Raw genomic sequence first — 26,421 nt, forward strand, 5'->3', positions numbered from 1 at the left:
GCCGTGCGCGCGGCCTCCGACGAGGCGGTCTCGGCCGAGGTCTTCGACGTGATGGGCCGCCGCGTGGCGACGCTGGAGGCAGGGACCTCGGCCGGCGCGGTGGTCGAGCTGGGGTGGACGGGCGCGGACGCGTCGGGCCGCGCGCTGGCGGGCGGGGTCTACGTGGTGCAGGTGCGCCAGGGTGCCGAGCGCCAGGTCGTCAAGCTCACACTGCTACGGTAAGCAGACTGCCCTACCATGGTCGAGGCCCCGCCGGTACACGTCCGGCGGGGCCTCGTTCTTTGGGGCTACGCGGCGCGCTACGAGGCACGCAGCAGGGCAACGAGTTCATCCTTCGTGGCGCGGGAGATTTCGCGCCCGCGGAGCGGGAAGTCGTCGAGCTCGCGCGCGAGGATGCGGAGGTCCTTTACGGTTCGCTCGGCGAGGTCGTCGTGCGGCGCGGCAGCCCGCCGCGGCGCGGCCGGCGGCGACTTCAGGGCCACGTTCTCGACGAAGGCGGCGTAGACCTCGTCCGACGGGCGCGGGATGACGTGCGTCGAAACGACCTCGCCGACCCGCTCAGCGGCTCTAGCTCCGGCATCCACCGAGGCCTGCACGGCCGCCGTCTCGCCGACGACCTTGACCGTGATGAGAGCAGCAACGGTCTGCTCTGCGCCGACCAACCGCACCTGCGCGGTCTTCAGCATCGCGTCGCAGGCTTCGACCCCTGCGACCAAGCCTTTCGTCTCGACGAGACCGAGCGCAGGGTTAGCCGGCATTCCCGTCGGGGAGGATCATCTCGACGTCCGCATGAGGACGCGGGATGACGTGGACACTCACGAGTTCGCCGACGCGCTCGGCCGCTGCGGCCCCAGCGTCGGTCGCCGCCTTGACGGCCCCAACGTCGCCTCGCACCATCACTGTCACGAAGCCCCCGCCGATTTTCTCCTTGCCGACGAGTCCAACCCGCGCCGCTTTGACCATCGCGTCGGCGGCCTCGATGGCCCCGACCAGCCCGCGTGTTTCGACCATGCCGAGGGCCGCTCCTAGTTCGTCTGCCATAGGGATTGCTGTGCTACGTGGTGAGCGAAAGGAAGACGGCGCAGCCTGCTCAGCCGCCGCTTCGAATATAGACGCCGCACGCCGAGCTTGTCAACGGACCGAGGGCGGAGCGTGCTCCCGGTAGCGGCCCCCTCACTCTGCGTCGCGCGCGTGCTCCCCTTCGTGCTCCGGCGTGCGGCCGAGCCGTAGAACATAGTCCCAACCGCTCCGCCATTCGTGCAGCCCGTAGACCCCGCTCAGCACGAGGCCGCCGGCATAGACCCCGAGCAGGCCCACCCTCCAGGCCAGCCGCGCCGGCACCGACCACGCGAGCGAGGGCTGCGCTAGAAACCACAGCCCGACTGCGAGCAAGGCCGCGACGGCCGGCACATGCCACGGATACGGGATGTGAACGTACCGCCGGGCCGTCCAGTCCGCGTAGAACGCCAGCCCGAGGAACGAGAGCACCGTCGCCAGCGCCGCCCCGAGCGCGCCGAGCGGCGGAATGAGCAGCAGGTTGAGCAGCCCGTTCCCGACAGCTGCCCCGACGACCCCGGCCGAGACCCGCTTCGTCTCCTCTACTGCGTAGAGCACGTTGACGACGATGAAGTACAGCCCGTAGGCCAGGAACCCGAGTGCGATCGGTAGCACGAGGGTGTCGGCCCCGAGGTACGACGCATCGCTGGAGAGCCACCGGGTGAGGTCGTAGGTGAAGAGGCCGAGGCCGAGCGCGGCGAAGCCCGCGAAGGCCGCGTAGTGCCGGAAGACCCGGCGGTGGAACTGCCCGTCGCCGAGGGTGCCGTCGGGCCGGTAGAGCACCTTCAGACCGACCACCAGGAAGGCCAGTTGCAGGCTCTGCACGAGGAGGACGTTGAGGACGCCGCCCAGCCGGGCCGCCCAGCCGTAAACCGCCACGGTCTCCGCGTCCATGAGCCAGTCCAGGAGGTAGCGGTCGCCCGCATTGAGGAAGAGCGAGGCGAGCCCGCCGAGCGCGAGCGGAGCCCCGTACCGAGCAAGCCGGGCGATGAGGCGCGGGGCGAGCCGCCATTGCACGCGCAGGAGCATCGCCCCGACGAGGACGGCGGCGCTGGCGGCCGCCGAGAGCGCGTACGCCTGCATCACCCCCAGTAGCCCCAGGCGTTCGACGCCGAGGAAATAGTAGACCCCGCCCACGAGCGCCGCGATCTCGGCCGCTGCTGCGACGGTGTAGAACCCCGCTCGCTCCTGGGACCGGAGCAGGCTAAACGGCACCATGCCCACCACCTTGAACCCCACGTAGACGCCCAGCAGCTTCATCAGCACGGGGGCCGAGTCGGCGCTGAGCACGAGCGGCGTGAGAACCGGAGCTAGTCCCCACAGCGCAGCGCCGACTACGGTGGCAGCCAGGGCGCTCGCCACGAGGGCCGTGAACGGGAGCGCTCGCTGCATCTCGCGGTAGGCCGGGTCGGCCATGAACCGGAGCAGCCCGCTGCCCAGCCCGAGCCCGGCAACCTGAATGCCGATCTGCGCGGTGACTTCGAGGATGACCAGGTACCCGTAGCTCTCCTGCGGAAGCAGGGTCGTATCGAGGTACAGCGGAGCCAGCAGCAGGCCGCCGAGCTTGACGGCCACCCCGGCGAGGGCATACACCCCACTCTGGCGCAGGAGGCGGAGCAGTCCACCGTTCATGAGGTGCGGTGCGGGAGCGGAAGTGACGGCGCTTTCACGGGAGCGCAGAATATAATTCAGCGCACGCGGGCTACCTTGCCGCTCTCGCCCACCTTGCCTCTCCCGATGCCCCCCCGTCGCCTCCGCCTGTTTGGCCGCACCGTCGAAGCCTGGGTCGATGGCACCTCGGCGGGACGCACGCTTGCTGAGGAACTCGCCCTGTACCCGGAGGCCGCGCCGGACGCGGAGCCTGACCTCGTCGTCCGTCTTGGCGACACTGCCCCGGCGCGTCCGCTGGCAACGAATCCGTCCACGCACGCCGAGCACGCGAGCGGGTTCACGGCGCGCTATACGGTGGCGACCGTGGCCTACCACTTCGAGGAGAGCCGGCTCCGGGAGCTAGGTATCCAGATCAACACGCCGCGCTCGCCGCTCTGGCGGCAGGCCCAGCGGTTCGCCGACATGCAGTTCTCGACGCGGGACGACCGTGCGGGCATTGTTTTCCACGAACTAGCCCTCGTGCCGGCCGCAGCGCTCGACCCGGAGCGGGTTCCGGTCCATGCCTCGGCGCTCGAAGCGCCGGACGGCTCGGTTACGCTCTTCGGCGGGACGGGCGGCGTCGGCAAGACCTCGCTGTGCATCGAACTGTGCCTGCACAGCGGCCACCGATTCGTGGCCGACGACATCGCCGTGCTCGGCCCGGACGGTCACGTCTTCCCGAACCTCGCCTACCCGAAGATCTACGGCTACAACCTGACCGACAACGACCCGCTGCGCGAGGCGGTCTTCGCCGAGCGCGGTCCGCTCGACCGTGCCCACTGGCACCTCCACCAACTGCGCGGCCTCGACAAGGTGCGCCGCCGCGCCGCACCGGACGTGCTCTACGGCAGCTTCAGCCGCGCAGGCGGCCCCGTCCGGCGCTACGTTCTCCTCGCCCGCGGGCACACGCCCACCCTGCGCCTCGATCCGGTCTCGCCGGCCGAGGCCGCAGCGCTCTCCGTCTCCGTGCTCGAAGCAGAGCTCGGCGATTTCCTCAACCATCTCCGCTGGCACGCCTACAACCGGCGGCTGCTGGGCATGCCTCCGCTCGCCACCGCTTCCGACGTGGCGAGTCGGTGGCGGTCCGGGTTGGAGAAGGCATTGGACGGTGCCGAGTGCCTCATCGCCCGTGTCCCCGCCGGGATGGAGCACGGAGCATTCAAGCGGTCGATGCGCGAGGCGCTCGCCGTCTAGCGCTTGGCGAGGCCAGCGAGAAGTTGAAAGAATCGCTGGCGCCGGTGCGCGCGGGTGAAGCGCGCGAGGATGTGATCGCGGGCCGCCTGCCGCCCCTCCGGTGCACGGGCGAAGGCCGTGCGGATGGCGTCGGCGATGCGCACCGGATCGGGCGCTTCGACGATCTCGCCTGCACCGCCAATCGCATCGGGGATGCCACCCACCCGGCTTCCGACCGGGATGCAGCCGCACAGCATCGCCTCGCAGAGCACGTTCGGCATCCCCTCGGAGCGGGAGAGTTGGGCGTAGACCGAGGCCGACCCGTAGGCCTCCGCGAGCCGTTCCCGAGGCTGGGGGTCTAGAAGCTGCACGTTCTGAGGCGGGGTATACTCCGCTCGGAGCCAGGTCTGCTGTTCCGCTGTCACTCCAAGGACTGTGAACGTCACCTCCGGCATCCGCCGCGCCGTCTCAATCAGCAGATCGATTCCCTTCAGCCGGACCGTGCGGCTGGCTGACACGAAGCCGACGGTGCACACTGTCTGCCCGCGCTCGGCTGGTCCCATCGACCATGATTCCGCTTCATAGCCGGTCGGCAGCACAGCGTACGGTGTATCCAGGTCTCCAGCGTGTACCTGAACGCCCTGGGCACGCGCCCGCGGCCACGTCGCAAACCGGTTCTCTGATTCTATGAGCGCGCCTGAGACTGGCAGGAGCAGGTCAGCACGGCGCAGCACGTAGCGTGCGAGCGGTGCCCGCCATCGGCTCTCGTAGACCCCGTAGTCGAGTTCTGGCAGCCGGTTGCTGTCGAACCCGCCGAGGATGACGGCGACGGGAACGCCGAACTGGCGGCCGGCGCGGACGGGGAACACGGCGTGGTAGTCGGCGAACCACGAGAGGATCACGTCGGCTCCGGGCGCTTCGGCGCGGAGCCAGCGGCGCTGCTCGGCGGCGCGGCGGGCGAGGGCCTGCGCGCGCCCCACGACTCCGCCGCCGCCCTGCACGTCGAACGCAAACGTGCGCACGTCGTAGCGTTCGCTCAGCAGGCCGATGTCGTCCCGGACGAACGACGCCAGGCGGGGGTAGGTCAGCAGCAGACGAGGCAGCATCGGCAGGACCGGGCTAGGCAGCGAGCATCTCAGTGAGCAGCGACGCGATCTCTCCCGTCTGCGCGCGGCGCGAGTATGGCGCGGCGGCCTCGGGACCTGCTCCCTCGGGCATCGCCCCGCGCTCCCATGCCTCGTAGAGCGAACCCAGATGTTCGGCGAAGCCTTCGGCGTCGGCGCGGTCGATCATCCGTCCGGCTCCGGTCTCGCGCAAGAGGTCGGCGGCTTCGCCGTCCGGCGGACCGGCACCGAGGACGGGGCGGGCGGCGGCGAGGTATTCGTAGAGCTTGCCCGTCGTCGTACCGTGCTCGTGGCTGTACGGCTCGATTGTGAGTAGGAGCGCCGTCGCCCGCTGCATCTCGCGGACGGCCGCGTCGTGCGCCACGTACCCGACGGTCTCCGTGACGGTGTCGAGGCCGTGGCGGCGGAGCGTCGCCTGCACGTCGTCGCCCACGCGTCCGACGAGCCGGAGCCGGAGCTTGGGAACCTGCCCCTGCGCGCGCAACCTCGCTACCGCCTGCCACAGCGCCTCGGGGCTGCGCGAGCCGTAAAGGCTGCCGACGTAGGCCAGCACGAACCGGTCGTTGGGAGGCTTCGGCTCCTGGGCAAAGTCCGCCGGGTCGAACCCGTTCTCGACGACCGCGAAATCGCTTGCCTGCCGCCCAGTCTTGCCGAGCAGGAGCGTGCGTCCCGCCTCGCTGATCGTGACGACGCGCGTGGCCTGGCTGAGCACGGCACGCTCCAGCCATTCGTCTACGGCACGGGCGGCGGGCGTCCGGGGCAGCTCGTCGTAGTAGCTGATGTCGGTCCACGGGTCGCGGAAGTCGGCCAGCCACGGAAGGCCGGTGAGGCGGTGGAGCGCCAGTCCCGTGAGGTGGACCGAGTGCGGTGGCCCCGAGGTGAGCACGGCGTCGAACGGCCGCCCGCGCAGCACGCGCAGCCCTCGGCGGACGGCGGCCGGTACCCACCCGACGCGGGCGTCCGGGATGAACAGGTTGGCCCGCACCCACTGCGCGACGTGCTCCTTCCAGTCGGTCCGCTCGGCGACGTGCCCCGAGGTCTCAGCGACGGCCTGCTGCCGCGAGCGGCCCGTCAGCCGGGCGTAGGCCCCGTACGGATCGAACGAGGCCGTCCGGTGAACTTCCGTGCCCGGCGGCACCTCGTGCACCAGCGTCTCGTCGTACTTCGGGTATGCCCCGGCCTCGACCGTCAGCACGACCGGCTCGACCCCGACCTCGCGGAAGTACTTGATCCACTTCAGCACCCGCTGCACCCCAGCCCCGCCGGACGGCGGAAAGTAGTAGGTGACCACGAGCAGGCGGATCATGGACGAGAGGACAGAGGACAGAGGACAGAGGACAGAAAGGTAGGCGCGGAGCGCGACGGGGTCGGTAAATTTTTGGGCTTTTATCTCCACTCCCTCCACTCACTCCTTCTCGCCACGTCGGTACCACAGCAGGCCAGCCATCAGGAGCGCGGCGAGGTAGACGAGCGCTGTGGCGAGCTGCGAGATCAGCAGGCCGAGTTCGTGGCGCGGCGGGTCGAACTGCATCGTGAGGATGTGCTTCCCGGCCGGGACGACGACGCCGCGCAGCAGGTGGTTGGCGCGGATGATCGGAACCCGCGCGTCGTCGAGCGTGGCGTACCAGCCGGCGGGGTAGTAGACTTCGCTCGCGACGAACAGGCGCGGCCGGTCGGTCTCGACCTGCCACACGATCTCGCGCGGCCCGAACCGACTCAGCTCCACCGAGGCCGTGCTCGCCGAGTCGATGGGCACGGGGGCGAGGGCCTCCGGCAGCGGCTCGGCCAGGAGCGCCGTCCGGCGGAGGTCGAGGCTCGGGTCGCGCAGCCGCTCGAAGGTCGCCTCGGGCCCCTCGACCACCTCGGTCTCTTCGACGAAGAAGGCGCGCGGCAGGACGTCCGGGTTTTCGAGCACGACGAGGCCCGTCTGCTCGTCGCGGAACGCGACGCCGAGGCCGGGGACCGGCTGCCGGGCGACGACGTAGCGCGTGCTCAAGAGGTCCAGCCCGTTCTCGTTCAGCGACCCGTCGGGGTTGACAAGCAGGTGGTCCATGTAATCCTGGAAGAGCGCGAGCTTAGCCCCGTGGTAGCCCCCGACCGACTCGTAGTGGTACGGCGTCCGCCCGTCGATGAACGGGTTCAGCGCGAGCGGGAGCGTGCGGAAGTTGCCCGGCCCGCCGGCCACGTCGATCCGCGCCTTGATGAACCGGTCGAACCCGTACTCGGGAATCTGCGCCTCGATGTCGCTCCGCGCCTTGAGCGAGGGTGACTCGGCGTTGTAGTACCGCTGCCCTACCTGCCACAGGTCGACCGTCACGAGCAGGATCAGTCCTACTTGCAGCGCCCAGGCCGGCACCGTCCGGCGGCGGTGGAGGATGAGCAGTACCGCCGCCAGCAGCAGGAAGAGCACCGAGCGCAGCGCATCGCTGGCGAAGAGGTCTCGCCGCTCCTCCCGCACCTCACGCAGCACCTGCTGCACGCGGGGATCGCCCGGGGCGATGTTCTGCTGCTGGGCCATCTGCTCGATCTGCGCCCGCTCCCCCGGCTTCTCGAACGAGAACAGCGCGCCGCCCCCCAGCCACAGCACGGCCAGGAGGACCGAGGCCGACCCAAGCGCGACGTACACCGCCTTCGTCTTGCGTGCCTCGCTCTCCGGCGTGGCCTCGCGCCGGGCGAGGTAGTGCACCCCCGCGCCGGCCAGAAACGCCAGCAGGAGCACTACCACGATCAGCCACGTCTCGGGCACCCGGAACGCGTTGAAGAGCGGAAAGAAGTCAAACATCGGCCGGTTCAGAAGCGGGAAGTTCTCGCCGAGCGAGAAGAGGACCATCAGCCCCGCAGCGATGCCAGCGGCCCACACGATCCGGCGCCGCACACCCCAAAGCCCCATCCCGGCGAGCATGACCACTACTGCGCCGACGTAGTGGGGCCCCACCGTGAACGTCTTCGCGCCCCAGTAGGTCTGGCCGCCGCCGCCGTACGCGTTGGGAATGAGGAGCGTCGCAAGCTCGCCCCACCCCTGGCTCCAGCGCATCGCGTAGTCGTAGGCGAGACCACCGCTCTCCCCGGCCGCGCGGATCGTGAACGCCTTGTACTCGGCCTGGATGAGGTACGGGTGGGCGACCATCAGGAGCGCGAGGATGCTCCCCAGCGCGAGCGCCCCCGTCGAGGTAACGAACCCGCGCCCGGCCCCCTCCCGGAAGGCCGCGACGCCTCCCACAATCCAGGCAATGCCGATGGCGAACGCGACATAGTAGGTGATCTGGATATGACCAGCCCGTAGGTTGACTGCGAGGACGATGGCAAAGAGCAGACTGCCAAGTAAGGTCTGCATCCACGTCGCGTCCGGCGGACGGCGGACGACGAATGCGTAGGCCAGCACGAGCCACGGCGCGAGGGCGAGGGCGATGAACTTGGAGGTGTGCCCCGCCACCAAGATGATCGGGATGTACGTCGTCAGGCCGAAGGCTACCGCCCCGAGCGTGGCAGCGAGGGTGTTGCGGAAGAGGTAGACGATGAGGAGGTACATCCCGGCGAGGAGCGCGAAGAAGTGCGCACCCGGCCACCAGCCGAGCTTGCGCAGCACACCCAGCACGTTGTCCGCCTGGAGCACCTGAATCGGGTAGGACACCATGAAGCTCGGCATCCCCGCGAACGCGTTCGTCGCCCAGAGTGCGTCTTGGCCGGTCTCCTCGCGGTGCTCGATCACCGACTCTGCCATCCCGCGCCACTTCACGATATCGCCCCCAACGAGAGTCTGGCCGCCGAACGTCGTCGAGGCGAAGAAGCCGAGCGTGACCGCGAGCAGAAAGGCGAGGCAGACTGCGTGGCGCACCCAGGGCGAGAGCCGGTCCCAGGCGGTCCGGTGCAAGACGGTCCCGGACGCCCGCACCTTCGCTGCGCGCGCCTTGCCGTGCTCCGGCTTCGGGGTGGACGCGTCGCCGGAGGGGCGCTTTCGCTTGCCCCTGACGTTCTTCTTTGCCATGAAACGGAGATGGTAAATGGTGCAGAGCAGGCGGTCAGCGTCGGCCACTGGCGCGTGTCTCTGTCCTTTTATCTACCCTCCGTCACGCGCGGCTCGGTGGACCGGTTTGCCAGACCGGAAGATACGCCGTGCGCCCGGTCTAGCTCAGCCTGCATCACCGAGCGCACCTCCTCCATCAGCGTCGACACGTCGGCCCGGCTCTTGCCCTCGGTCGGGATCGGCTCACCGATGACGAGGTGCGCTGTGCCGCCGCACGCCAGCAAGCGGCGCTCGTCGAGGAGCCGGTAGTTGTCGAGGACGGTGACCGGTACGAGCGGCACGCCGGCTTCGACAGCGATGACGAAAGCCCCGCGCAAGAACGGCAGCAGGCGCCGCGAGAACGACCGCTCGCCCTCGCAGAAAACCAGCACCGAGTTGCCCTCCCGGATGCGGGCGGCGGCCTCCTTCATGCTCTGCACCGCCCGGCGCGGGTCGCTCCGGTCCACGAACAGGCATACCGACTCCTCCAGCACCGAGCCCAGCACCGGTACCTTGCGCAGCGCCGCTTTCGCCATGAACCCAAAGGGTACCGGGATTCCAGCGAGCACTGTCAGGATATCCAGCTCGTTCTGGTGGTTGACGACGAAGATCACCGGCTCCTCAGGGTCCAGCTCCGTGCGCATTGTCACGTCCAGCCGGATGCCGACGAGCCCGAGCACGGCCCGCGCCCAGCGCGTGGACCACCGCTTGAACGGCTCCGCCGGGGAGGCGGTGAAGTGGCCGAGGGCACGCTGGGTCAGGTAGCCCGCGAAGCAGAAGCTCATCACGCCGAACGCCCACGGTGCACCCCAGAAAAAGCGCAGTCGCTTGCCGAGCGATACCCTCGGCAGCCCGTGCCGCTCTGGGTGCGCCAGGGTTTCGGCGGGGATGGATTGCATCGGTAGGGGGGCCGGAGCGGGATCGAGGCGAAAGGTACGGGCAGCGTCAGCGCCTAAATGTAGTGCAACAGTTACCGTTTTGGGCACCCGATGAGGAGATTGCGCCCCCTGGTTTCGGCGCAGGCCGGCGTCTCCTTTAGCGCATCCAGCGTGCCAACTAACCCACGTTGTGCCCTATTCGCCCGCCGTGCCTGTGGACCGCAAACGATGGACGGCAGACCGCCGTGGGTGCCAAAACCGGCGGTCTGCGGCTGCGGTCACAATCCTCCCGGCTTGGTACCACGCGCCTGGGTCAACTATCGGCGACGGGCCGCACGCGCAGCGTGGATCAGCGCCGTCGCCGCACGAAGCCCGTCGGCCGCAGCCGCGGCCTCGCGGAGTTCAAGGCAGAGCACGCCGTCGAACCCGGCAGCGTGGAGGCCGCCCAGCACCTCCGGCCAGGCCCTTTCCGCCCGGTCGCCGTCGCGCATCAGGACCACTTCGATGCGGCCCGCGAGCGCCGCGAGTCCTTGCGCTGCGGACTCGCCGGCGGCCTCGGCCTCGGCGGGGCTCCAGCAGGCACGCACTGCCGGGTGCTCCACCGCTGCCAGCAGGTCGGCCAGGGCGCGGCCCGTCGACCGGCCGCCGGCCTCGTTGCAGACGGCGAGAGCGCAGCCTCGCCGGGCTGCCCGGTCGCCCGCACGGCGCAGCACGTCGGCCGCCTCACCCGTATCGCCCGGCAGCGCTCCGACCAGCACGCGCGGGCAGCCGATGCGCGCGCAGAATGCCGCCGCCTCGCCGAGCAGCGCGAGGTCGTTCATCCACGCCCCCCGCTCGGCGGCCTCCGCCTCGAACAGCCCAGGCGCAATCGCTACGGCCGGCAGGTCGTGCTCGGCCAGGCGACGCTTCAGCCGGGCCTCGTTGACGTGCGGCACGCGGTCCGCCGGCCCGCCGACCGTGCGGAGCACGACCCCTTCCAGCCCCCACTGGAGTGTGTAATGCAGGGCGCGGTCGAGGTTCGGCGTGAACGTGTCGGTGAGCCAGGCAGGCAGCATGGGCCGCGTCGAAAGGTTAGGGCGCGAGGTCAGTCTGAGGCGGTGGCGGCGCGCGCACGGGCCAGCACGGCCTCGGTGAGACGCACCGCGCGCAGCGCCTCCGCGTCGCGGACGAGCACGGCTCCGAGGCTGCCAGGCGGTACCGTCACCCGTTCCGAGGCGACGCCTCTGTCGCTGAGCAGGTCGCGGCTCGCCCGTGCTGCCGCTGTGTCGGCCGCCACCACGAGGACGCGGTGGGTACGCCCCAGCGTCCAGGTCGGCCGGGCGAGGTAGTCTTCCAGCCCAGCAGCCTCCGGGCGCGACGGGGACCAGAGCGCGACGAGCACGCTCCGCTCGGGCGTCTGCGTGAAGCGCGCCTCCTCGGTCAGTACCCGCGCCGCCTCAAGGACGGCGCTTCCTTCGGCACTCTCCAGGGATGCCGCCACGAGCACGAGTTCGTCGGCATAGCTCGGGTGCCGCCCTGCGATGTAGCCCAGCACGTGCGCTTGGCTCGGGTCGGGCACGGGACCGGTGGCTCCCGACGCCCGGAGCAGGAACGAGCCGTCCAGCACTGGCATCATGCCGATTGCCCGCATCCGACCGGCGGCGTAGCGGGCGCGGTCCGCCACCTCCGCCGAGTCCAGCGGCACGAGCGGTTCGGCGAGTGCGCGGAGGTGAGTGCGCAGGGCGCTCGTGGAAATCTCCTGGTCCGCCTCGGAGAACGCGCGACCGCCCCCGCAGCCGGTGGCGGCCAGTGCGAGCAGGAGGACGAGGGAGCGGGGAGCCGGCAGCACGGTGCGAGGTGGATAGAAAAAGCCGCCCGGAGCAGATCGCGAACGACCGTCCGGGCGGCTTGCAGGTCAGCGACCAGCCTAGCTTAGAAGCCGAGCGAGGCCGTCACGGTGAAGCCGGAGCGCGTCACGAAGTCCGAGGCTCCGCCGAGGGAGTAGCCGTAGTCGGCGTACTCGCTCAGCACGGCACCCTTGACCGAGATCGCGATGGGAAGCGATGGCGGCGAGAGGCGGAGGTACGGAGCAATCGAGCCCTGATGCCCACCGCCGGTTACGTTGAAAGGGCTCTCAGGGTTCGGGCTCAGAAAGCGGTTGACGGCGAGGTTCGTGCGAAGCAGCGCTGCAGCACCGATCTCGACGAAGGAAATCCGGATACCGGCACCCGCTGTAAAGACGATGAGCTCGTCGTCCTCGATGGCGCTCTCTGGTGCTGCCGATCCTGGCAGGTCGTCGCGGTTGAAGTAGTCGATGCCGCCGAAGAGGCGGAAACGCTCTGAGGGGTAGTCGAAGTTGGCCCCGATGAACCACGCGTCTACCTGGTCGGTGCCCGGGCGCTCACCCGAAGCCGCAAGCGTCACAGCGTTCTCGTCGTCGCCGAGGTCGAAGATGTATCCGCCGTGGAGGCCAAGCGTGCGCCCGCGGATGATGCCGTAGACCTTCGCATTCTGGAGGCCGAAGCCACTGTCGAGCGAGCCGCCACCCGGAAGGTCCGACTCGTTTTGACCGGTGATGAGTTGGCCACCCGCCCCGACGGAGAAGTTGGTGAAGTTGATCACGTTGATCTGCGCACCGACGAACGCGCGCTGGGCCCGGGCTTCGGTAAACCCGGTCGCGGAGAGTTCAACCTCATTCCCGTTGGGGTCGTAGATCTCGTCGTCCGTGGCGCGAGAGTAGCCGACCCAGAACTTGATCGGGATGCGCTCGGTGCGGCCGAGGGCGTAGGTGTCGAGCACGGGGTCTTGTGCGTCGAGGGCTTCCTCTTCGTGGGGCACGAGGATGGACTCGATGGGCTGCTGCGCGCCAGCTTTCGCCTTCTTGTCCTTGTCTTTGTCGTCGTCCGGGCTGCCTGCGAGGAGAGAGCCGGCGAGCAGCGCGGTGAGTGCCAATTGGAGCATGGGGTGTCCTCCGTAAGTGGTAGGTAGAAACGAGCGTCGAGATGAAAAGCGCTAGAGGGGAGAGTGCGAGCGGGTGGTGCCTGCCTGCATTCGGCCCCACATAGCCGTTTCAGGTGACTTGTGTTCCTGCTGGCAGCGCAAAAGTACGGCACGCCGCACCTTACATTCAATCCCCCTCCGCGCAAACGATAATTTCGCCCGTCGCCGCCGGATTCTTTGCCTGTTAGTACAGAGACCCCTTTCTAAGCGTCACCTCCCCCTGCTCAGTTCCATCCCCCTGACCCATGCCCTCCGACCTTCCTGCCCCAGACGCCACCCCGCTGCGGGCGGACCGCTCGCTCGTCGACGAGGCGGCGGAGGCCCTGCTGGCGCGCGAGCGCGCCCTCCTGGAGCGCCTCCACGGCCTCATGGCCGGGGCCGGGACCGACGAAGAGACGCTCAGGCGGCTCGGCGACCTCGCCGCGGGCCTCGGCGAGTGGTTCCTGGTCGTGGTCGTCGGGGAGTTCAACGCGGGCAAGTCGAGCGTGCTCAACGCGCTCTTCGGGACCGTGCTGATGGAGGAGGGGCCGGTCCCGACGACCGACAAGATCACGATCCTCCGCCACGGCGAGGCCGAGCAGCGCCACCGCCGCGGCGACTTCGTCACCGAGCGCCACCACCCGGCCGACCTCCTGCGCGGCCTCACGCTCGTCGACACGCCGGGCACGAACTCCATCGTCCAGGAGCACCAGGCCATCACCGAGGACTTCATCCCACGCGCCGACCTCGTCTTGTTCGTCACCTCGTTCGACCGCCCGCTCTCGGAGTCGGAGCGGCAGTTCCTCCACTTTATCCGCGACGCGTGGGGCCGGCAGCTCGCCGTGATCCTCAACAAGGCGGACCTCGCTCGCACCGAGGCCGACCTCGACCAGGTGAGAGAGCACATCCGCTCGGGGTTCCAGACGCTGATGGGGTTCGAGCCGCGCGTCTTCCCGGTCAGCGCGCAGCAGGCGTTCGCGGCGAAGCAGTCGGGCGACGGGGCCGCGTGGCGCGAGAGCGGGTTCGCCGCCCTCGAAGCCTTCCTCACCGAGACGCTCACCGGCGACGAGCGCCTCGCCCTGAAGCTCACCGCCCCGCTCGACGCCGCCGACCGGCTCCTCGGCCGCCTCGACGAGCGCCTGGCCGAGCGCCGCACAATCCTCGACACCGACGCCGGCAGCCTGGACACGCTCCAGGCCCGGATCGGACGGCAGGAGGCCGACCTGCGCGGCGGTCCCGAGCGCCATCTGGCAGAGGTCGACAACCTCCTCCTCGAAATGGAGCGGCGCGGCGTCCAGTTCCTGGGCGACACGATCCGCGTCTCCAAGCTCGGCCTGCTCAAAGACCGGGACAAGTTCAAGGAGGAGTTCAACCGGCAGGTCGTCCGCGATGCCGAGCGGCGAATCGAGGAGCAGATGGGGGCAGCCGTGGACGGCCTCCTGCGGCAAGTGCTGGCGCTCTGGAACCAGGCCTACGCGCACGTCGCCGAGCAGGCGCGGCGGGTGTCCCCGGAGCAGGCGTCGGCCGGGCAGCCGTTCCTCTACAACCGGGAGGAGGTCTTCCAGGACGTGATGCGCGAGGCGCGGCGCACGATCGACGCCTACGACCTCAACGAGGAAGCGCGGCGGCTGCTGGAGAACGCCCGCAGCATCGCCGCGCTCTTTGCCGGGACGCAGGCCGCCGCCGTCGGCCTCGGGGCGATTGCGACGGTCGTCGTCGCCGCGACGGCGTTCGACATTACGGGCGGCATCCTGGCGGCCGGCGCGCTGTCGCTAGCAGGCTTCGTGCTTCTTCCCCGCCAGCGCCGCCGCGCCATCCGCGAGTTCACCGCCCGCGTCGAGGCGCTGCGGACCGACCTCAAGGCCGCCCTCACCGAGCAGTTCACCGAGGAGACCGACGAGGCCCTGGCCGAGGTCCGCGCCCTGCTCCGCCCGCTCGTGGACCTCGTCGAGACCGAGCGCACGACCCTAGCTGACCTGGAACAGCAGCGCGAGGCGCTCCGGGCGGAGGCCACCGCGCTCCGCACCGACGCACGCGACCGTTACGGCGAGGCGAAGGTCGGGTGAAGCCGGGCAAAAAAGTGGGGAGAGGCACCCCGCCAAAGCGCCTCTCCCCGGAAGCGCCGCGCCTTACGGGGCGCGGTGCTATGGGCTCGTATGAAGCCCAGACTCAGTCCATGTCGTCCCCGTTGATCAGCCGGAGGTCCTCGCCAGCTCCCGGCTTGAAGCGGTCGAGGCGGCGCTGCACGTCCTGGCGCTCCTGCTGGTAGAGGTCCGTCGGGAAGGGAAGCTCGGCCCGGGCGCGCAGCGGGTCCATGACGCGCGCCTGGAGCGCGATCAGGAGCTCCTTCTGGTTGGTCGTCGTCGTGTTGAAGGAGAACAGGTACTTGACGAGCGGGATGTCTTTCAGGATCGGCACCCCCTTGCGCGAGACCGTCTCCTCGGTCGAGAACAGGCCGCCGATGACGGTCTGCTCGCCGTCGAGCAGGAGCACCTGCGTGTCGGTCGAGTTCTTGTCGATCGTGATGCCGGACTGGGTGACGCGGCCCGCGCTCTTCTCGACGTTCACGTCGAGGTGGATGAACTCCACCGGGGGCGCGTCCGGGTTGTCGCGCGCGTCCGACGCGTCGGAGATCAGCGTCGGCGTCACGTCGATGATGACGCCGGTGGCGATGTACTGCGTGACGGTGTTGCCGGCGAAGTCCTGGAGCGTGACCGGAATGTCGGAGCCGCTCTGGATCTGCCCCTTCTCGCCGCTCTGGACTGCGACGCTCGGGCTGGCAATCGTCTCGCCGACGTCGATCGACTCGAAGTAGCGGAACAGGGTCACGATCTCCCTGAAGTCGACCTGGTCGGGGCCGACGAGGAACTCATTGAACGAGTCGAAGAACGAGTCCGTTCTGAGGAAGAACTGCAGGCCGGCCACGTTCCCCTGGGCTGCGGCCCCGCCACCGCCACCGCCACCCGCGTTCTCACCGAAGATCGTCGCCCAGTTGGTGCCCGTCTCGCGGAGCCGGGTCACGTTGAGCTCGAAGATGTAGGCGTCGATGCGGATCTCGCGCGAGAGGGCCGTGGCGGGCGGGACCGCGTCGGCACCCGCCGCCCGCGCCGTCGCGCCGTCGGCGACGATCTGCACGAGGTCGTCCTCCAGCGTCTCGATGATGAAGTAGTCCTCCGTCTCGCGGAAGCCTAGGCGGTGCCGGTCCAGCACCACCTCGAACGCGTCCACGAAGTGCATCCCCGACAGGCTGACCCCGATGGGCATGTTCCGGTCCTCCGGGTCGATGATCTGCTTCCCGGTCACGTTCAAGAAGATCGGGTTGAGCAGCGAGACGAACTCGCCGAACGGGGTCCCCGGCAGAAACGAGACGATCTGGTCCGGCGGGATGTAGGTCCGAAGCTGACGCTGGTTCGGGACCGGGTCCACGCTCTGGGCGTGCGCCGCTGGGAGGGCGCTCCAGGTGCAAGCCAGAACCAGCAGAGGGATGAGCGGGTGGCGTTTCATAGGGTCGTTGGGCTAGGAATGACAGAGCGAGCGACGCTCGTGCGAGCGGGGCGCAGGTCAGTTAGAGCGCGCGGCCTGGGCGGCGGCACGGCGGGCTTCGGGCGTGCCCGGGGCTGGTGGGGCCACGAGGGGCGGCGCGCCGCTGAGCGGGGCGAGCCGGGAGTTGCCCAGCGCTTGCCGGTAGCGCTCGCCGGTGGGCAGGTGAACCTCTACCCGCTCGCGGATGCCGCCCTTGTTCAGGTCGGCCACCACGCGGGCATCGTTGGGGTCCACGCGGGTGATGGAGCCGAGGTACACCCGGTCTCCGACGCGGACCGGGCGCGGCCCGAGCTCGTCGCGGAACACCGCGACCTGTCCGATGACAGAGATGAGCGAGTCGCCCTCGACGTCGACTAGGTTGTCCGAGTTGGGCGGGAGGTCGTCCAGGATGAGCGGGTAGAACGGGTTCGACGGCAGCGTCCGGGCCGGGAGTACGTAGTCCGGCACGACGACGACCGAGTCGGGGGCGCTCATCCCTTCCGCGCCAGCGAAGTAGGCGCTGACGCTCATCGAGAACTCGACGATGTCCTCGCGCCGGTCGACGCCGGTCTCGAGGTTCTCCTCGCGGACCGTGATGGCTTCCACGTCGAGGTTGCGGACGCGGTAGAGGCCTCGGCCGTTTTCCAGGTTCCAGATGAAGCCGTAGAGGCTGTCGAAATAGCCCTGTCCCTGGATGTTGTAGGACAGCGTGCTGAACGCGCCGTTGCGCGCGAGCCCTGCCAGGGTGATGTCGAACACCTTGAAGCCGCCTTCGGAGAGCGAGTTCAGGTAGTTGACGACGGCCGGGGAGGTCAGATTCTCGGGCAGCACCTTGTACCGGGAGTTCCAGCGGCGCAGTGCGGTCTCCGCGCGCTCGGCGGAGCCCGCCTTCTCCACGAGGAGCTCCTCCACCTCGGCTTTGCGCAGGCGGAGCGCGGTCTCTTCCTGCTCGAGGCGCTCCATCCGCTCCGGCTGCTTCTTCTGGGTCACGTAGACTCCGAACCCGACCACGAGGGCGAGGACGACGGAGAGCACGAGGGTGTTGAGGGCGTCGTTAGACATAAGGGCTACGGACTAGAGGGGCTGGGGCGCAACCAGGAGCGTTATCGGCCGTGCTAGCTGCCGGCCGAAGCGGAATCGACATCGTAGTCGCGGAGGGGGTCTCCGCCTTCGGGCTCCAGCGGCTGCTGGTCGGCGTCCGACACCTGGGCCTGCTCGCGGAGGTAGCGCGCCACCTCCGGCAGTTCCTCCTGGACGATGGTCTCGAGCGCGAAGGTGTAGACCGGGTACTCGCGGATCTGGCTGAAGGCGAGTTCCTCGATGGAGCCTTCCATGCGCTCGGCGAACTGGACCACCTGGTTCCGGCTCGTGGCGGAGCCGGCGAGCTGTAGACCGAGTGGGCTGGGGGTCGCCGAGGTGACCCACACGCCGCCGCTCGACGCCGAAGCGCTCGACAGGCGGGCGAGGCCGCGGCTCCACTTGTCACTGCCTACCAGCAGCGAGTCGATGGTGTTGAGCGTGCTGTTGATGCGGAGGTAAGCGTTCTGGAGACTGTCGATCTGGGCCTGGAGCGCCGGGCCGGAGAGGTCGATCTCGTCCGGGTAGGCGTCCACGCGCGCTTGGACCTCGGCCAGCTCCCCCTGCTGGCTGAAATAGAGCCCAACAAAGAACAGCACCGAGAAGAAGAGCAGCACGCCAGCGACGAGCGTATGCCAGGCCACCGAGACATTCAGCTTCCGGCGGCGCTTCCGCAGCCGCTTCGGCAGCATGTTGACCTCGTAGAACGGCGAGTCTTTCTTGCGCTCCATGATCGTGCGCAGCGCCATGCCGATGGCCGGCACCGTCTGGGCCAGCAGACCCACCTCGGCACCGGGAGGGGCCACGCCGCGCTCGACGAGCCCGCCGCGCAAGGCCCCGACTTGGGCGTCGGGGTAGAAGGCCCCAAAACCTTGCACCAGCTCGCTCTCGCGCTCGCCGCTGAGCACGACCACGTTGTGCACCGTGCCGACGCCCTGCACGTCCTGCTGCAGCAGCACGCGGCTGCAAATCGTGTCCGGCCCGTCGAACGTCGAGACGTTGCGCATGTGCTCGACGTGGTGCAGCGTGTCGCCCTGGAGCAGGATGACGAGCGTGTCCTCGGTGCCGACGCGGACGATGGCCGTGTTCTCGTGCGGCTCGATGGCGAACGCCCACCGTGTGAGGCCGACGAGGATCGGCACCTCGGCGTCGATGGCGCGGAAGGGGACGGACCGCATCCCGGTCTGCTCGCGGAGCAGTTCCAGCGACTCGGCGAGCGACTCTTCGGGCGACGGCACGACAGCGAGGAAGCGCTGCAGCCCGTCGCGCGGCGTCATCGGGAGGAAGGCCGCGCGCTCTTTCTCGAACGGGCTCTCGTACGCCTCCTCGAGCCGGGCCAGCAGCTTGTCGCGCTTGACGACGGGAAAGTCAGGTGATGCCGAGGCCGCGGTCTCCTCTTCCTTGGCAGCCGCTTTCTTTTTCTTTCCCTTTTTCTCCTTCTCCGGCTGCTCCTTCTTCTCCTTAGCAAGGACCAGCTCGACGTACTCGACGTCGGGCTGGCTGAGGCAGAAAGCGGTCGGGGGCCTCTCATGGCCGGACGCTTCGCACTCGTCCAGGATGTCCTTCAATTCGAAGACGACCGGGGTAGTCTGCTTCTTCGGGGACTGCGCCTGGAAGTCTGCGTCGGGGGCCTCGATGCCTTTGAGGTCGCTGAACTCGGAGTCCAGGAAGAGGTCCTGCGGGTCCAGCCCTGCGGAGGCATCGCCGAACTGGACTGTGATGTCGTCGTCGGCGGCACCGGCCTCGCCTTCCGGGGTGATGCCTGCCAGGTCGGGTACCTCGCCGTCGAACACGCTGCGCTGCCGCGTGAACGGGCGCAGCACGCCGTAGCGGTCGCCTGCCTCGCGCACGAGGATGCCGTGCACGGCGTCGGGCGTGACGTAGACACCGAGGACCGGCGCGCTCGCACTGCGGCGGCGGCGCTCCGCCTTCGGCTTGCTCGGGGCTGCCTCCTTCTCGGTCTCGGCAGGCTCGGGGACGACCGGGGTCGGCTCGACGCCGCTCGGCTCCTCGGGGACGCGCTCCTCGAAGGGGCTAGCGTCAGACCCGAAGTGCGTCTGCATGGAGTCGGGGAGCTTCTTCATGGGCTCGGAGCGCGCCAGGAGCAGCGCGGGTCAGGGGTGGGGTAAACCGTCGGACGGGGCGTCGCCGGGTGGTGGGGCTTACTGAATGAGCTGCTGGAGGCGCCGCTTGTTGTTGGCGAAGTTGATCGCAGTTTCGGGCGCGATCTTCCGTTCCTTAAGCAGGCGCACCAAGTCCTGCTCCAGGGTGACCATCCCGAGGCGCCCGCCCTCCCAGATCATCTGGTAGATCTCGCCGACGTTCTCGTTTTTGATCGCGGCGCGCACCGAGGGTGTGATCCAGAGCACCTCTTTGCAGAGCACGCGCCCGCCGCCGACTTTGGGCAGGAGCTTCTGCGAAACCACGCACCGGAGGGTGTCCGCGAGGCGGTTGCGCACGCGGTCCTGCTCCTCGTGGGGGTACTCGGCGATCATGCGGTCGAGGCTCTCGATGGCACTCGACGTGTGGAGCGTCGAGAACACCTTGTGGCCGGAGTCGGCCGCTTCGAGCGCGCTGGAGATGGTCTCCGGGTCGCGCATCTCGCCGACGACGATGATGTCCGGGTCCTGCCGGAGCGACTGCACGATGCCGTCCTTGAACGACCCCACGTCCTGTCCCACCTCGCGGTGGCGGACGATGCAGTGCTTCGGGGTATGCATGTACTCGATGGGCTTGGCGATGATGACGATGTGCCCGGAAAAGCTCTCGTTGTTGGCGTCCACGACCGCGTCGAGCGTAGTGCTCTTGCCCGAGCCCGTGACGCCGGTGACGAGCGTCAGCCCGTCGCGGACGTGCTCGAACATCAGCCCCCGCTCGATCGCCGGGTGGAAGCCGACGCTCTTGAGCGGCCTCAACTCCTGCGCGATCGCGCGCATGCAGAGCCCGAGGTGCTGGTAGTCGAAGTACATCGTCGCCCGGAAGCGGAACATGCCCTCGTCGCCTTCGAGCTGGTACGAGAAGTCGATGGCCCCCTGCTCGAACAGCTCATTCTGCTGCATCTCTCCCGCCATGTTGAGCAGGAGCACGTCGATCTCGTCGCTGTTGATCGTCCCGGTCTCGTCGTAGGGCCGCTTGTCGCCGTCGACGCGGTACCAGACGCGGCCGGAGGTGGCGTGCCCGCCCAGGTCCATGTCTGAGGCCCCCAGCGGGTTCATCTTCGCGATAAAGCGGTCCAGGTAGTCCCCCAGCGCGTCGCGCTGTTCGTCGGTGAAGCGGTTGACGTGCTCCGAGTAGTAGCGGAGCCGGTCTTTGCCGTGGAGAGAGGACGGGGCCGAGCGGGCCAGCGACCGCACGAAGTCGGGGAGCCCCGGTGTCCGGGGCGTGCCCTTCCGCGGGTCCGGCGTGATGACGTCGGGGTGCTCCAGCGGCGGAGCATGGGCTAGCGAAGGAGTAGAAGGTGGGGGGTTCACGCCTGAAATTGGGAGGCTTAGGTTGGCACCGAAATGAGCATCTGTGCCTTGCTCAAAAGGTGAGCCAAAGCGCTCAGTGCACCTCAGCCCTCCGTCTGGACCTGTACCCCCGCCCCTGCCGGGCAATTCATACCGCCCCCGTGCACGAACTGTAACCCGAACCTGTCTCACACACAAACGCCTCCTTACCTAATCGAAAAAGCGGGGACGGTAGCCTGTACCGTCCCCGCTTCTGCACGCTGGCTTCGTGCTGTCTCGGCTAGCTGCCGCGGCAGACTTCGTAGGCGTCGTGGTTGTTCAGGTACCAGTTCACGCGGTCGGGCTTGAGGCAGACGATCCGCCTGCTGCCGTTTTTCTTCGCGCGTGACACGGCAACGGTCTTGTTGGGGCGGTCTCGGGGGCAGGCGCACTCGGCAGCTTCTTCACTGCCCTCGTCCTCCTCTCCACCTGCCGTCGCCTCACCCTCGTCTTCGCCTTCGTCCTCCTCGTCTTCGCCTTCTCCGTCGTCGTCTTCGCCCTCTCCGGCACCGCCTTCGTCGTCTTCGGTCTCGATGCCGCACAGCGAGAGGTCGTCCTCTTCGACGAGCTTGACCTCGATCACCTGGTCGCTGAAGTCAGGGCGGAAGCCCGTCCAACTGTTGCCGCCGGTGCTGCTGCGGTAGTGGTCTTCCAGGGTTCGGTAGCCCCAGCTGTCCTCGGTCGGCCAGCCCTCGCCGTCGTAGCCGAGGCGCTTGAGCGCCTGGAGGCTGCGCTCCGGGTTGTCGGAGTCCGGGTTGTCCCACTGCGGGTAGCGCAGGTCCTCGAAGGCGATGCGCCAGCGCTGCACGTCGTCGGGGCCGGTGTTGTTCACCCCGCTCGGGTGCATCTCGGTGAACGCCCACGGCGACTCGATCATGTCGCCCAAGCTGTTGGCGTTCTCTTCGAGCGCGTAGTGGAGGTGGTCGTACGGTGCCGGGTTGTCCATGTCGCCGTCGAAGATGGGCATGCTTTCCACCGGCGGGTTGCCGGTCGGGCGCGTGCTGCAGTTCTTGTCGACGGCGATGAAGAAGTTCATCTGCGTTCCGCCGGTCAGATACTTATCGATCGTCAGCGTGGTGCGGTCGCGGTTCTTGCCGGGGATGAAGAGCATCTCCGGGATCTCCGGCTCGGGGTTGACCACCGTAGAGTCCGGCAGCGTGCGCTCGAGGTAGATCGCCGAGCAGTAGCCTGCCTCGGACTGGATGAATTCCGTCTCCAGCTTGCTGCACTCGAGCTTGGCCGTCAGCGGGTCGCCGCTCGGCGGCTCGTACTCGTAGAGCGGGCTGTCGTCGGCCATCTTGTGGCAGCCGCCGGTGTAGTACTCGCCGGAGAACTCGTCGGGCTCGGCGCACATGCCGGGGCCGGCTCCGTTGAGGTCCATGAACTCGCCGCCGAAGTAGCCCCGCGACGTGATGCGCACGGTATGGCCGTTTGCGAGCTCGGCGCGGGCGCGGAAGGTGCCACCCTGGTGCTGGCCCTCCAGGTACTTCCCGCCGCCGTGCTGGTTAACGGCGGCGATGCCCTCGTGGAGGTCGTTGCCGTACTCGCGCATGATGCCCATCGCGATGTTGAACCCGGAGCGCGCGATCTCGCGTGCGATCACGCTCTCTTCGAAGTTCGCCTGAGTTTTCGTGGTTTGGTGCTCAGATTCCTTCTGGCTGAGCATGCCTTGCGCGATGAACAGCGACGCGCCGAAGGCTATGAGTAGGGCTGCCTTTCCCATGGTAGGTGGTAGTGAGTGATCAGGATAAATCGTGGCTTGGCGGGGCCTGGGCGCTAGCCCCAGAAGGGCCGCACTTTCAGCGTCGTCGTCCAGTAGAGTTCGCGGAGGTAGTTCTGCCGGAGCTCGAACTCGGGCACCATCGAGAAGTCTACCCGGACGTAGCTCGCTTGGTCGGGCGCAACCGGGTCGCTGTCAGCAAACAGGTTGCCGTCGTTGTCGAGAAGCTGGATGCGGAACTGGGAGAGCGTGGAAACACTACGCCCGTCCTCGGTAAAGTCGGCGAGGGTAAAACCGACGAGGTCTGTAACGGGGTCGACGGCCTTCCATATAGACTGCGTCCGCACGAGCTGGAAGGCGGGGCGGGTGTAGGTCGAGCCGTCGCTCAGCTCTACCTCGATCGAGTCCGGCTGCACGACGACCAAGTAGCGCGTCGCCTGGCGCTGCTTGGCCGCTCCTACGAACCGGTCGCTGAAGAAGCGCCATTCCTTCGTGTAGGTCATCGTCCGGGTCTGCTTAGCACCGAACTCGTCGATGAACTGGACGGCGAACGAGTCCGGCATCGGGTTGCCGAAGCGTGCGCTGTTGTCGACGATGTTCTCGCCGAGGGCGACGATGTCCTGGTCCACCCACTGCCCGAGCGATAGCGCCTTGCTCTTCGCCGCGTGCGACGAGACCTGCGCCATTCCAGTCTCCTGGACCCGGAACTGCGTAGCCACCATCGAGAAGAACAGCGTGGTGACGATGATCGTCGTGACGATATGGTCGAGGATGAATGCCATGAGGTAGGAATAGAGGTCAAGTTCAGCCGGGACCGGCGGAGGGCCTGCGCGGGGTCGCTAGCGTAGTGTGGAGCAGGTGGCGATGATGTCGTCGTCGTTGACCCCGTTGTTGTGGCGGATGCAGTCTGCGGTGGCCTTCTCGGCGTCGTACGCGATGATGCGTTCGAGGCTAATGAAGGTGCTGTCCCTGGGCAGCAGCGACGTGCGGGCTGCCAGGATGACCCGCTTGGTCGACGTGGGGCCGCCGATCGGCACGTCGGGCGCAGCCCCGTCGACGTAGTCGACCTGCACCTCGATCTCGAACGGCAGCGAGTATCCGTTGCTCAACTCGACATCGGCAGGCCACCAGTAATCGGGGCGCGAGAAGTCGTCGAGGTCGTTGCATTCGGACAGGTCGACGTCGAACAGGTCGCAGTTCTCCTCCCCGCCGCCGTACCCAACCGAGCCGAAGTCCGACACGGCCGGCAGGCCGCCGGAGCCGATGATGCTCCCCGGCGACGACGAGGCGTCGTAGGGCCGCGCGGCCAGGAGCTCCATCGCCTCCATCATCATGCCCGAGGCGGCTACGCTGAACTCGTTGCGGAGCTGGTTCTCGTAGGACCGCACCGTCACCTGCTGCTGGCTGAAGGTGAGCTGCGCGAGAATGGCGAGGGCGAGGAGGCCGAGAAGCGTCTGCGGCATGGCACGGTAGGACGGCTGAGAGCGAAGAAGGACCGAACTCTGACCGACTAACGAAACACGTTCCGCACGCCTGGACGCTGTTTCATCCTAACCCATTGTCACGCTCCATACTTCCGGCGCTGGAGAGAGAACCCCGTCTCACTTCGAAACCGCCCTGCCGCACTCCGAGCACGCAGGTAGATCCGACCGGGCAGCGTTACGTTATACCACGGTCTGATCTCCTCGGGCGGGGGTCTCTACGCCTCGCCCGCTGTCACGCGGAGCATTTCCTCCAGGCTCGTTTCTCCCATCCGCACCAGTTCGCGTGCCGAGGCCTGCAGCGTGAGCATGCCCTCCTCCACCGCCTTGTCGCGGATGCCGTCCTCGTCAATCGTCTCGCCCGCGTCGACGATCAGTTCGCGGATGCCGGGCGAAAAGTACAGGGCCTCGGCCACGGCGCGGCGCCCCTTGTAGTTTCTCCCTTTGCATGTGGAGCAGCCCTTGTCGTGGCCCGGACCGTGGAACTCGATGTCCTCGATGTCCTCCTTGCTGAAGCCTAGCTGCTCAGCCAGGAGGGCGTCCACTTCTTCGACCTTTTTGCAGTCCGGGCAGAGGGTCCGCATCAGGCGCTGCGCCACGACGAGGTTGATCGCGTAGGCGATCAGGAACGGCTCCAGACCCATCTTGTAAAGCCGGCTGACGGCGCTCGGGGCGTCGTTCGTGTGGAGCGTGGAGAACGTGAGGTGGCCCGTGTTGGCGAGCTTCACACCGAGTTCCGCCGTCGCCTTGTCGCGCATCTCGCCGACCATGACGATGTCTGGGTCGTGGCGCAGGATGGCGCGGAGGGCTGCCTCGAGCGAGAGCTTGTGCGAGATCTGGATCTGGCGGACGCCGGGGATCATGTACTCCACCGGGTCCTCGACGGTGAGCACGTTCACCTCGGGGCTGACGACCTGGCTGAGCGCGGCCACGAGCGTCGTGGACTTGCCCGAGCCGGTCGGCCCGGTCAGGATCACCATGCCGTTGGGCTGGCGGATGGCCTTGTTGAACTGCTCCAGCGCGAAGGGCAGCAGGCCGAGCTTGGCGAGGTCGGTGAGCACCTTGCGGTCGTCGAGCACGCGGATGACGATGCTCTCGGCGCGCACGTCGGGGTTGGCGTTGGCAATCGGGAGGACCGAGACGCGGTAGCGGATGAGCGTGTCGTCCACCCAGCGCTGGATGAAGCCGTCCTGGGCCGTGTCGCGCTCGAAGCGGTCGACGTTGATGGCGTTGTCCTTGAGGACGGCCAGGAGCGCCTCGGGGTGGCCTTTCTCCTCGGTGTGCCAGTGCTGGAGCCGCCCGTCGAGCCGGAAGTGGATTTCGGTCTTGCGGTTCGCGTTCGGGTAGATGTGGATGTCCGAGACCCCGAGCCGGACGGACTCGATGAGGACGGCCTCGACGAGGTTGATTAGCGCGCTGCGGCTGATCTCGGCTTCGAGGGCCTCTTCGTCGAGCAGCGAATTCTCCTTGTTCCCGAAGCTCGTGCCGAGGTCGAACGCGGAGTCGTCGTCGCTGTCGCGGATGCGTTCGAGGTACTCGTTCTTCCGGGGATAGGCCTCGTCGAGCACCTTGCGCACCGCCGCGCGCGGCGCGTAGTACAGCTCGAAGCGCTCGAGCTCCATCGCGTGCATGACCCGCAAGAGGTCCGGCCGCATCGGGTCGTCGGTGACGAAGACCAGCTTGTGCATCCCTGAGCCCTGGTCCTGGACATACCCGTAGGGCGCAACGCGGAGGGCGAGGAGCTCCTCGCGGGCGCTTTCCTTGAGAGCGTCCATCACCGTCTTGACAAACTCGACCTCAGGCGGTCGGTCCTCGATCGGCGCGGCGCGGAAGGCGTAGGTGAGCGCTGCCTGCTGGTAGACCAGGTCGCGGTCCACCTCTGGGCTCTCGGCGAGCACGCGCCACAGGGGCTCCTTGCGCTGATCGCGCTGCTTGACCTCGGTCGCCTCGGCCACGGCCGCCTCGGAGACGACGCCCCGGCCCAGCAAGCCCTGCACCACGCGGTCCTGCCCCTGGCCGGTGTACGGCGTCTTCGGTCCGGGGGCCGGCCCTGGCGGGGTCATGCCATCTCCACCAGGCGAGGCCTCCTCTTGGATCTCGTTGAGGCTGCTCAGCCCGGACCCGGGCACCTCGTCGGGGGGAGCCGGGGAAGGCGAGCCCAGGTTGTTCAGCGAGACCCAGCCTTCTTCGCCAGCCTCGCTCTCCACCATCGACTGTACGCGGAACCCGTGTGCCCGGAGCGAGCTGTCATCAGGTGGCTTCTGGTCGGGCATGAGTGTCGGATGGAGGGG

21 protein-coding genes are annotated in these 26,421 nt (G+C 68.2%); 3 read left to right on the forward strand and 18 right to left on the reverse strand.

Annotated features, from left to right (window positions below):
* Positions 1-222, forward strand: a 222-nt coding sequence (locus AAGI91_00805; protein MEM1041145.1) for a FlgD immunoglobulin-like domain containing protein, incomplete at its 5' end; no start/stop codon positions are given.
* A 77-nt stretch (positions 223-299) separates the two neighbouring features.
* Here AAGI91_00805 and AAGI91_00810 read toward each other — a convergent pair.
* The 3 genes from AAGI91_00810 to AAGI91_00820 form a co-directional block, all read right to left on the reverse strand.
* Positions 300-758: a BMC domain-containing protein gene (locus AAGI91_00810; GenBank protein ID MEM1041146.1), complete on the reverse strand. Its 459-nt coding sequence runs from the start codon at positions 756-758 to the stop codon at positions 300-302.
* Entirely contained in the window at positions 748-1,041 is a 294-nt protein-coding gene (gene eutM / locus AAGI91_00815; protein ID MEM1041147.1) for an ethanolamine utilization microcompartment protein EutM, read from the reverse strand. The genes AAGI91_00810 and eutM overlap by 11 nt, the downstream gene beginning before the upstream one ends.
* 132 nt (positions 1,042-1,173) lie before the next feature.
* Positions 1,174-2,688: a polysaccharide biosynthesis C-terminal domain-containing protein gene (locus AAGI91_00820; GenBank protein MEM1041148.1), complete on the reverse strand. Its 1,515-nt coding sequence runs from the start codon at positions 2,686-2,688 to the stop codon at positions 1,174-1,176.
* A gap of 105 nt (positions 2,689-2,793) precedes the next feature.
* Here AAGI91_00820 and AAGI91_00825 point away from each other — a divergent pair, with 105 nt between their 5' ends.
* Positions 2,794-3,900: a hypothetical protein gene (locus tag AAGI91_00825; GenBank protein MEM1041149.1), complete on the forward strand. Its 1,107-nt coding sequence runs from the start codon at positions 2,794-2,796 to the stop codon at positions 3,898-3,900.
* On the opposite strand, the gene AAGI91_00830 is transcribed toward AAGI91_00825, so the two are convergent.
* The 7 genes from AAGI91_00830 to AAGI91_00860 all read right to left on the reverse strand — a co-directional run bounded on the left by AAGI91_00830 (position 3,897) and on the right by AAGI91_00860 (position 12,824).
* Entirely contained in the window at positions 3,897-4,985 is a 1,089-nt protein-coding gene (locus AAGI91_00830) for a glycosyltransferase family 4 protein (GenBank protein MEM1041150.1), read from the reverse strand. The two genes, AAGI91_00825 and AAGI91_00830, sit on opposite strands and share 4 nt — an antisense overlap.
* Positions 4,986-4,998: 13 nt before the next feature.
* Positions 4,999-6,309 (reverse strand): glycosyltransferase family 4 protein, encoded by a 1,311-nt coding sequence (locus tag AAGI91_00835; protein MEM1041151.1) that lies wholly within the window; start codon positions 6,307-6,309, stop codon positions 4,999-5,001.
* A gap of 99 nt (positions 6,310-6,408) precedes the next feature.
* Positions 6,409-8,988: a hypothetical protein gene (locus tag AAGI91_00840; GenBank protein MEM1041152.1), complete on the reverse strand. Its 2,580-nt coding sequence runs from the start codon at positions 8,986-8,988 to the stop codon at positions 6,409-6,411.
* 68 nt (positions 8,989-9,056) lie between these two features.
* The gene (locus tag AAGI91_00845; GenBank protein ID MEM1041153.1) at positions 9,057-9,905 is read right to left on the reverse strand and encodes a lysophospholipid acyltransferase family protein; all 849 of its coding nucleotides are present in this window, start codon (positions 9,903-9,905) and stop codon (positions 9,057-9,059) included.
* Positions 9,906-10,201: 296 nt separating this feature from the next.
* Positions 10,202-10,939 (reverse strand): TIM barrel protein, encoded by a 738-nt coding sequence (locus AAGI91_00850; protein ID MEM1041154.1) that lies wholly within the window; start codon positions 10,937-10,939, stop codon positions 10,202-10,204.
* A gap of 29 nt (positions 10,940-10,968) precedes the next feature.
* Positions 10,969-11,712, reverse strand: a complete 744-nt coding sequence (locus AAGI91_00855; protein ID MEM1041155.1) for a hypothetical protein — start codon at positions 11,710-11,712, stop codon at positions 10,969-10,971.
* Between the two features lie 83 nt (positions 11,713-11,795).
* On the reverse strand, positions 11,796-12,824 hold the full coding sequence (locus AAGI91_00860; GenBank protein ID MEM1041156.1) for a hypothetical protein: 1,029 nt from the start codon (positions 12,822-12,824) through the stop codon (positions 11,796-11,798).
* A 284-nt stretch (positions 12,825-13,108) separates the two neighbouring features.
* On the opposite strand from AAGI91_00860, the gene AAGI91_00865 reads away from it, so the two are divergent.
* Positions 13,109-14,908 (forward strand): dynamin family protein, encoded by a 1,800-nt coding sequence (locus AAGI91_00865; protein ID MEM1041157.1) that lies wholly within the window; start codon positions 13,109-13,111, stop codon positions 14,906-14,908.
* A 103-nt stretch (positions 14,909-15,011) separates the two neighbouring features.
* Here the strand turns inward: AAGI91_00865 and AAGI91_00870 are convergent, their stop codons facing one another.
* The 8 genes from AAGI91_00870 to AAGI91_00905 form a co-directional block, all read right to left on the reverse strand.
* Positions 15,012-16,346: a type II and III secretion system protein gene (locus AAGI91_00870; protein MEM1041158.1), complete on the reverse strand. Its 1,335-nt coding sequence runs from the start codon at positions 16,344-16,346 to the stop codon at positions 15,012-15,014.
* A 57-nt stretch (positions 16,347-16,403) separates the two neighbouring features.
* A complete protein-coding gene (locus tag AAGI91_00875; GenBank protein MEM1041159.1) occupies positions 16,404-17,426 on the reverse strand; it encodes a hypothetical protein in 1,023 nt (340 codons plus the stop codon).
* A 53-nt stretch (positions 17,427-17,479) separates the two neighbouring features.
* Complete coding sequence (locus AAGI91_00880; protein ID MEM1041160.1) at positions 17,480-19,525, reverse strand: hypothetical protein; 2,046 nt, start codon at positions 19,523-19,525, stop codon at positions 17,480-17,482.
* Between the two features lie 78 nt (positions 19,526-19,603).
* On the reverse strand, positions 19,604-20,911 hold the full coding sequence (locus AAGI91_00885) for a PilT/PilU family type 4a pilus ATPase (GenBank protein MEM1041161.1): 1,308 nt from the start codon (positions 20,909-20,911) through the stop codon (positions 19,604-19,606).
* Between the two features lie 259 nt (positions 20,912-21,170).
* Positions 21,171-22,652 carry a hypothetical protein gene (locus AAGI91_00890; GenBank protein ID MEM1041162.1) on the reverse strand — a complete coding sequence of 494 codons (1,482 nt, stop codon included), beginning with the start codon at positions 22,650-22,652 and terminating at the stop codon, positions 21,171-21,173.
* 53 nt (positions 22,653-22,705) lie between these two features.
* Positions 22,706-23,431, reverse strand: coding sequence for a hypothetical protein (locus AAGI91_00895; protein MEM1041163.1), 726 nt, complete (start codon positions 23,429-23,431; stop codon positions 22,706-22,708).
* A gap of 57 nt (positions 23,432-23,488) precedes the next feature.
* Positions 23,489-24,112, reverse strand: a complete 624-nt coding sequence (locus AAGI91_00900; GenBank protein MEM1041164.1) for a hypothetical protein — start codon at positions 24,110-24,112, stop codon at positions 23,489-23,491.
* Positions 24,113-24,348: 236 nt separating this feature from the next.
* Entirely contained in the window at positions 24,349-26,403 is a 2,055-nt protein-coding gene (locus tag AAGI91_00905) for a GspE/PulE family protein (protein MEM1041165.1), read from the reverse strand.
* Between the last annotated feature and the right edge of the window lie 18 nt (positions 26,404-26,421).

This window comes from Bacteroidota bacterium (assembly GCA_038746285.1).
Taxonomy (GTDB): domain Bacteria; phylum Bacteroidota; class Rhodothermia; order Rhodothermales; family JANQRZ01; genus JANQRZ01.

Bases quoted from the DNA above. Each gene is read 5' to 3' on its own strand.
- AAGI91_00840 (MEM1041152.1), bottom strand. From the start codon at position 8,988: ATGGCAAAGAAGAACGTCAGGGGCAAGCGAAAGCGCCCCTCCGGCGAC.
- eutM (MEM1041147.1), bottom strand. From the start codon at position 1,041: ATGGCAGACGAACTAGGAGCGGCCCTCGGCATGGTCGAAACACGCGGG.
- AAGI91_00890 (MEM1041162.1), bottom strand. From the start codon at position 22,652: ATGGGAAAGGCAGCCCTACTCATAGCCTTCGGCGCGTCGCTGTTCATC.
- AAGI91_00905 (MEM1041165.1), bottom strand. From the start codon at position 26,403: ATGCCCGACCAGAAGCCACCTGATGACAGCTCGCTCCGGGCACACGGG.
- AAGI91_00845 (MEM1041153.1), bottom strand. From the start codon at position 9,905: ATGCAATCCATCCCCGCCGAAACCCTGGCGCACCCAGAGCGGCACGGG.
- AAGI91_00830 (MEM1041150.1), bottom strand. From the start codon at position 4,985: ATGCTGCCTCGTCTGCTGCTGACCTACCCCCGCCTGGCGTCGTTCGTC.
- AAGI91_00860 (MEM1041156.1), bottom strand. From the start codon at position 12,824: ATGCTCCAATTGGCACTCACCGCGCTGCTCGCCGGCTCTCTCCTCGCA.
- AAGI91_00810 (MEM1041146.1), bottom strand. From the start codon at position 758: ATGCCGGCTAACCCTGCGCTCGGTCTCGTCGAGACGAAAGGCTTGGTC.
- AAGI91_00895 (MEM1041163.1), bottom strand. From the start codon at position 23,431: ATGGCATTCATCCTCGACCATATCGTCACGACGATCATCGTCACCACG.
- AAGI91_00875 (MEM1041159.1), bottom strand. From the start codon at position 17,426: ATGTCTAACGACGCCCTCAACACCCTCGTGCTCTCCGTCGTCCTCGCC.
- AAGI91_00880 (MEM1041160.1), bottom strand. From the start codon at position 19,525: ATGAAGAAGCTCCCCGACTCCATGCAGACGCACTTCGGGTCTGACGCT.
- AAGI91_00900 (MEM1041164.1), bottom strand. From the start codon at position 24,112: ATGCCGCAGACGCTTCTCGGCCTCCTCGCCCTCGCCATTCTCGCGCAG.
- AAGI91_00870 (MEM1041158.1), bottom strand. From the start codon at position 16,346: ATGAAACGCCACCCGCTCATCCCTCTGCTGGTTCTGGCTTGCACCTGG.
- AAGI91_00835 (MEM1041151.1), bottom strand. From the start codon at position 6,309: ATGATCCGCCTGCTCGTGGTCACCTACTACTTTCCGCCGTCCGGCGGG.
- AAGI91_00850 (MEM1041154.1), bottom strand. From the start codon at position 10,939: ATGCTGCCTGCCTGGCTCACCGACACGTTCACGCCGAACCTCGACCGC.
- AAGI91_00865 (MEM1041157.1), top strand. From the start codon at position 13,109: ATGCCCTCCGACCTTCCTGCCCCAGACGCCACCCCGCTGCGGGCGGAC.
- AAGI91_00825 (MEM1041149.1), top strand. From the start codon at position 2,794: ATGCCCCCCCGTCGCCTCCGCCTGTTTGGCCGCACCGTCGAAGCCTGG.
- AAGI91_00820 (MEM1041148.1), bottom strand. From the start codon at position 2,688: ATGAACGGTGGACTGCTCCGCCTCCTGCGCCAGAGTGGGGTGTATGCC.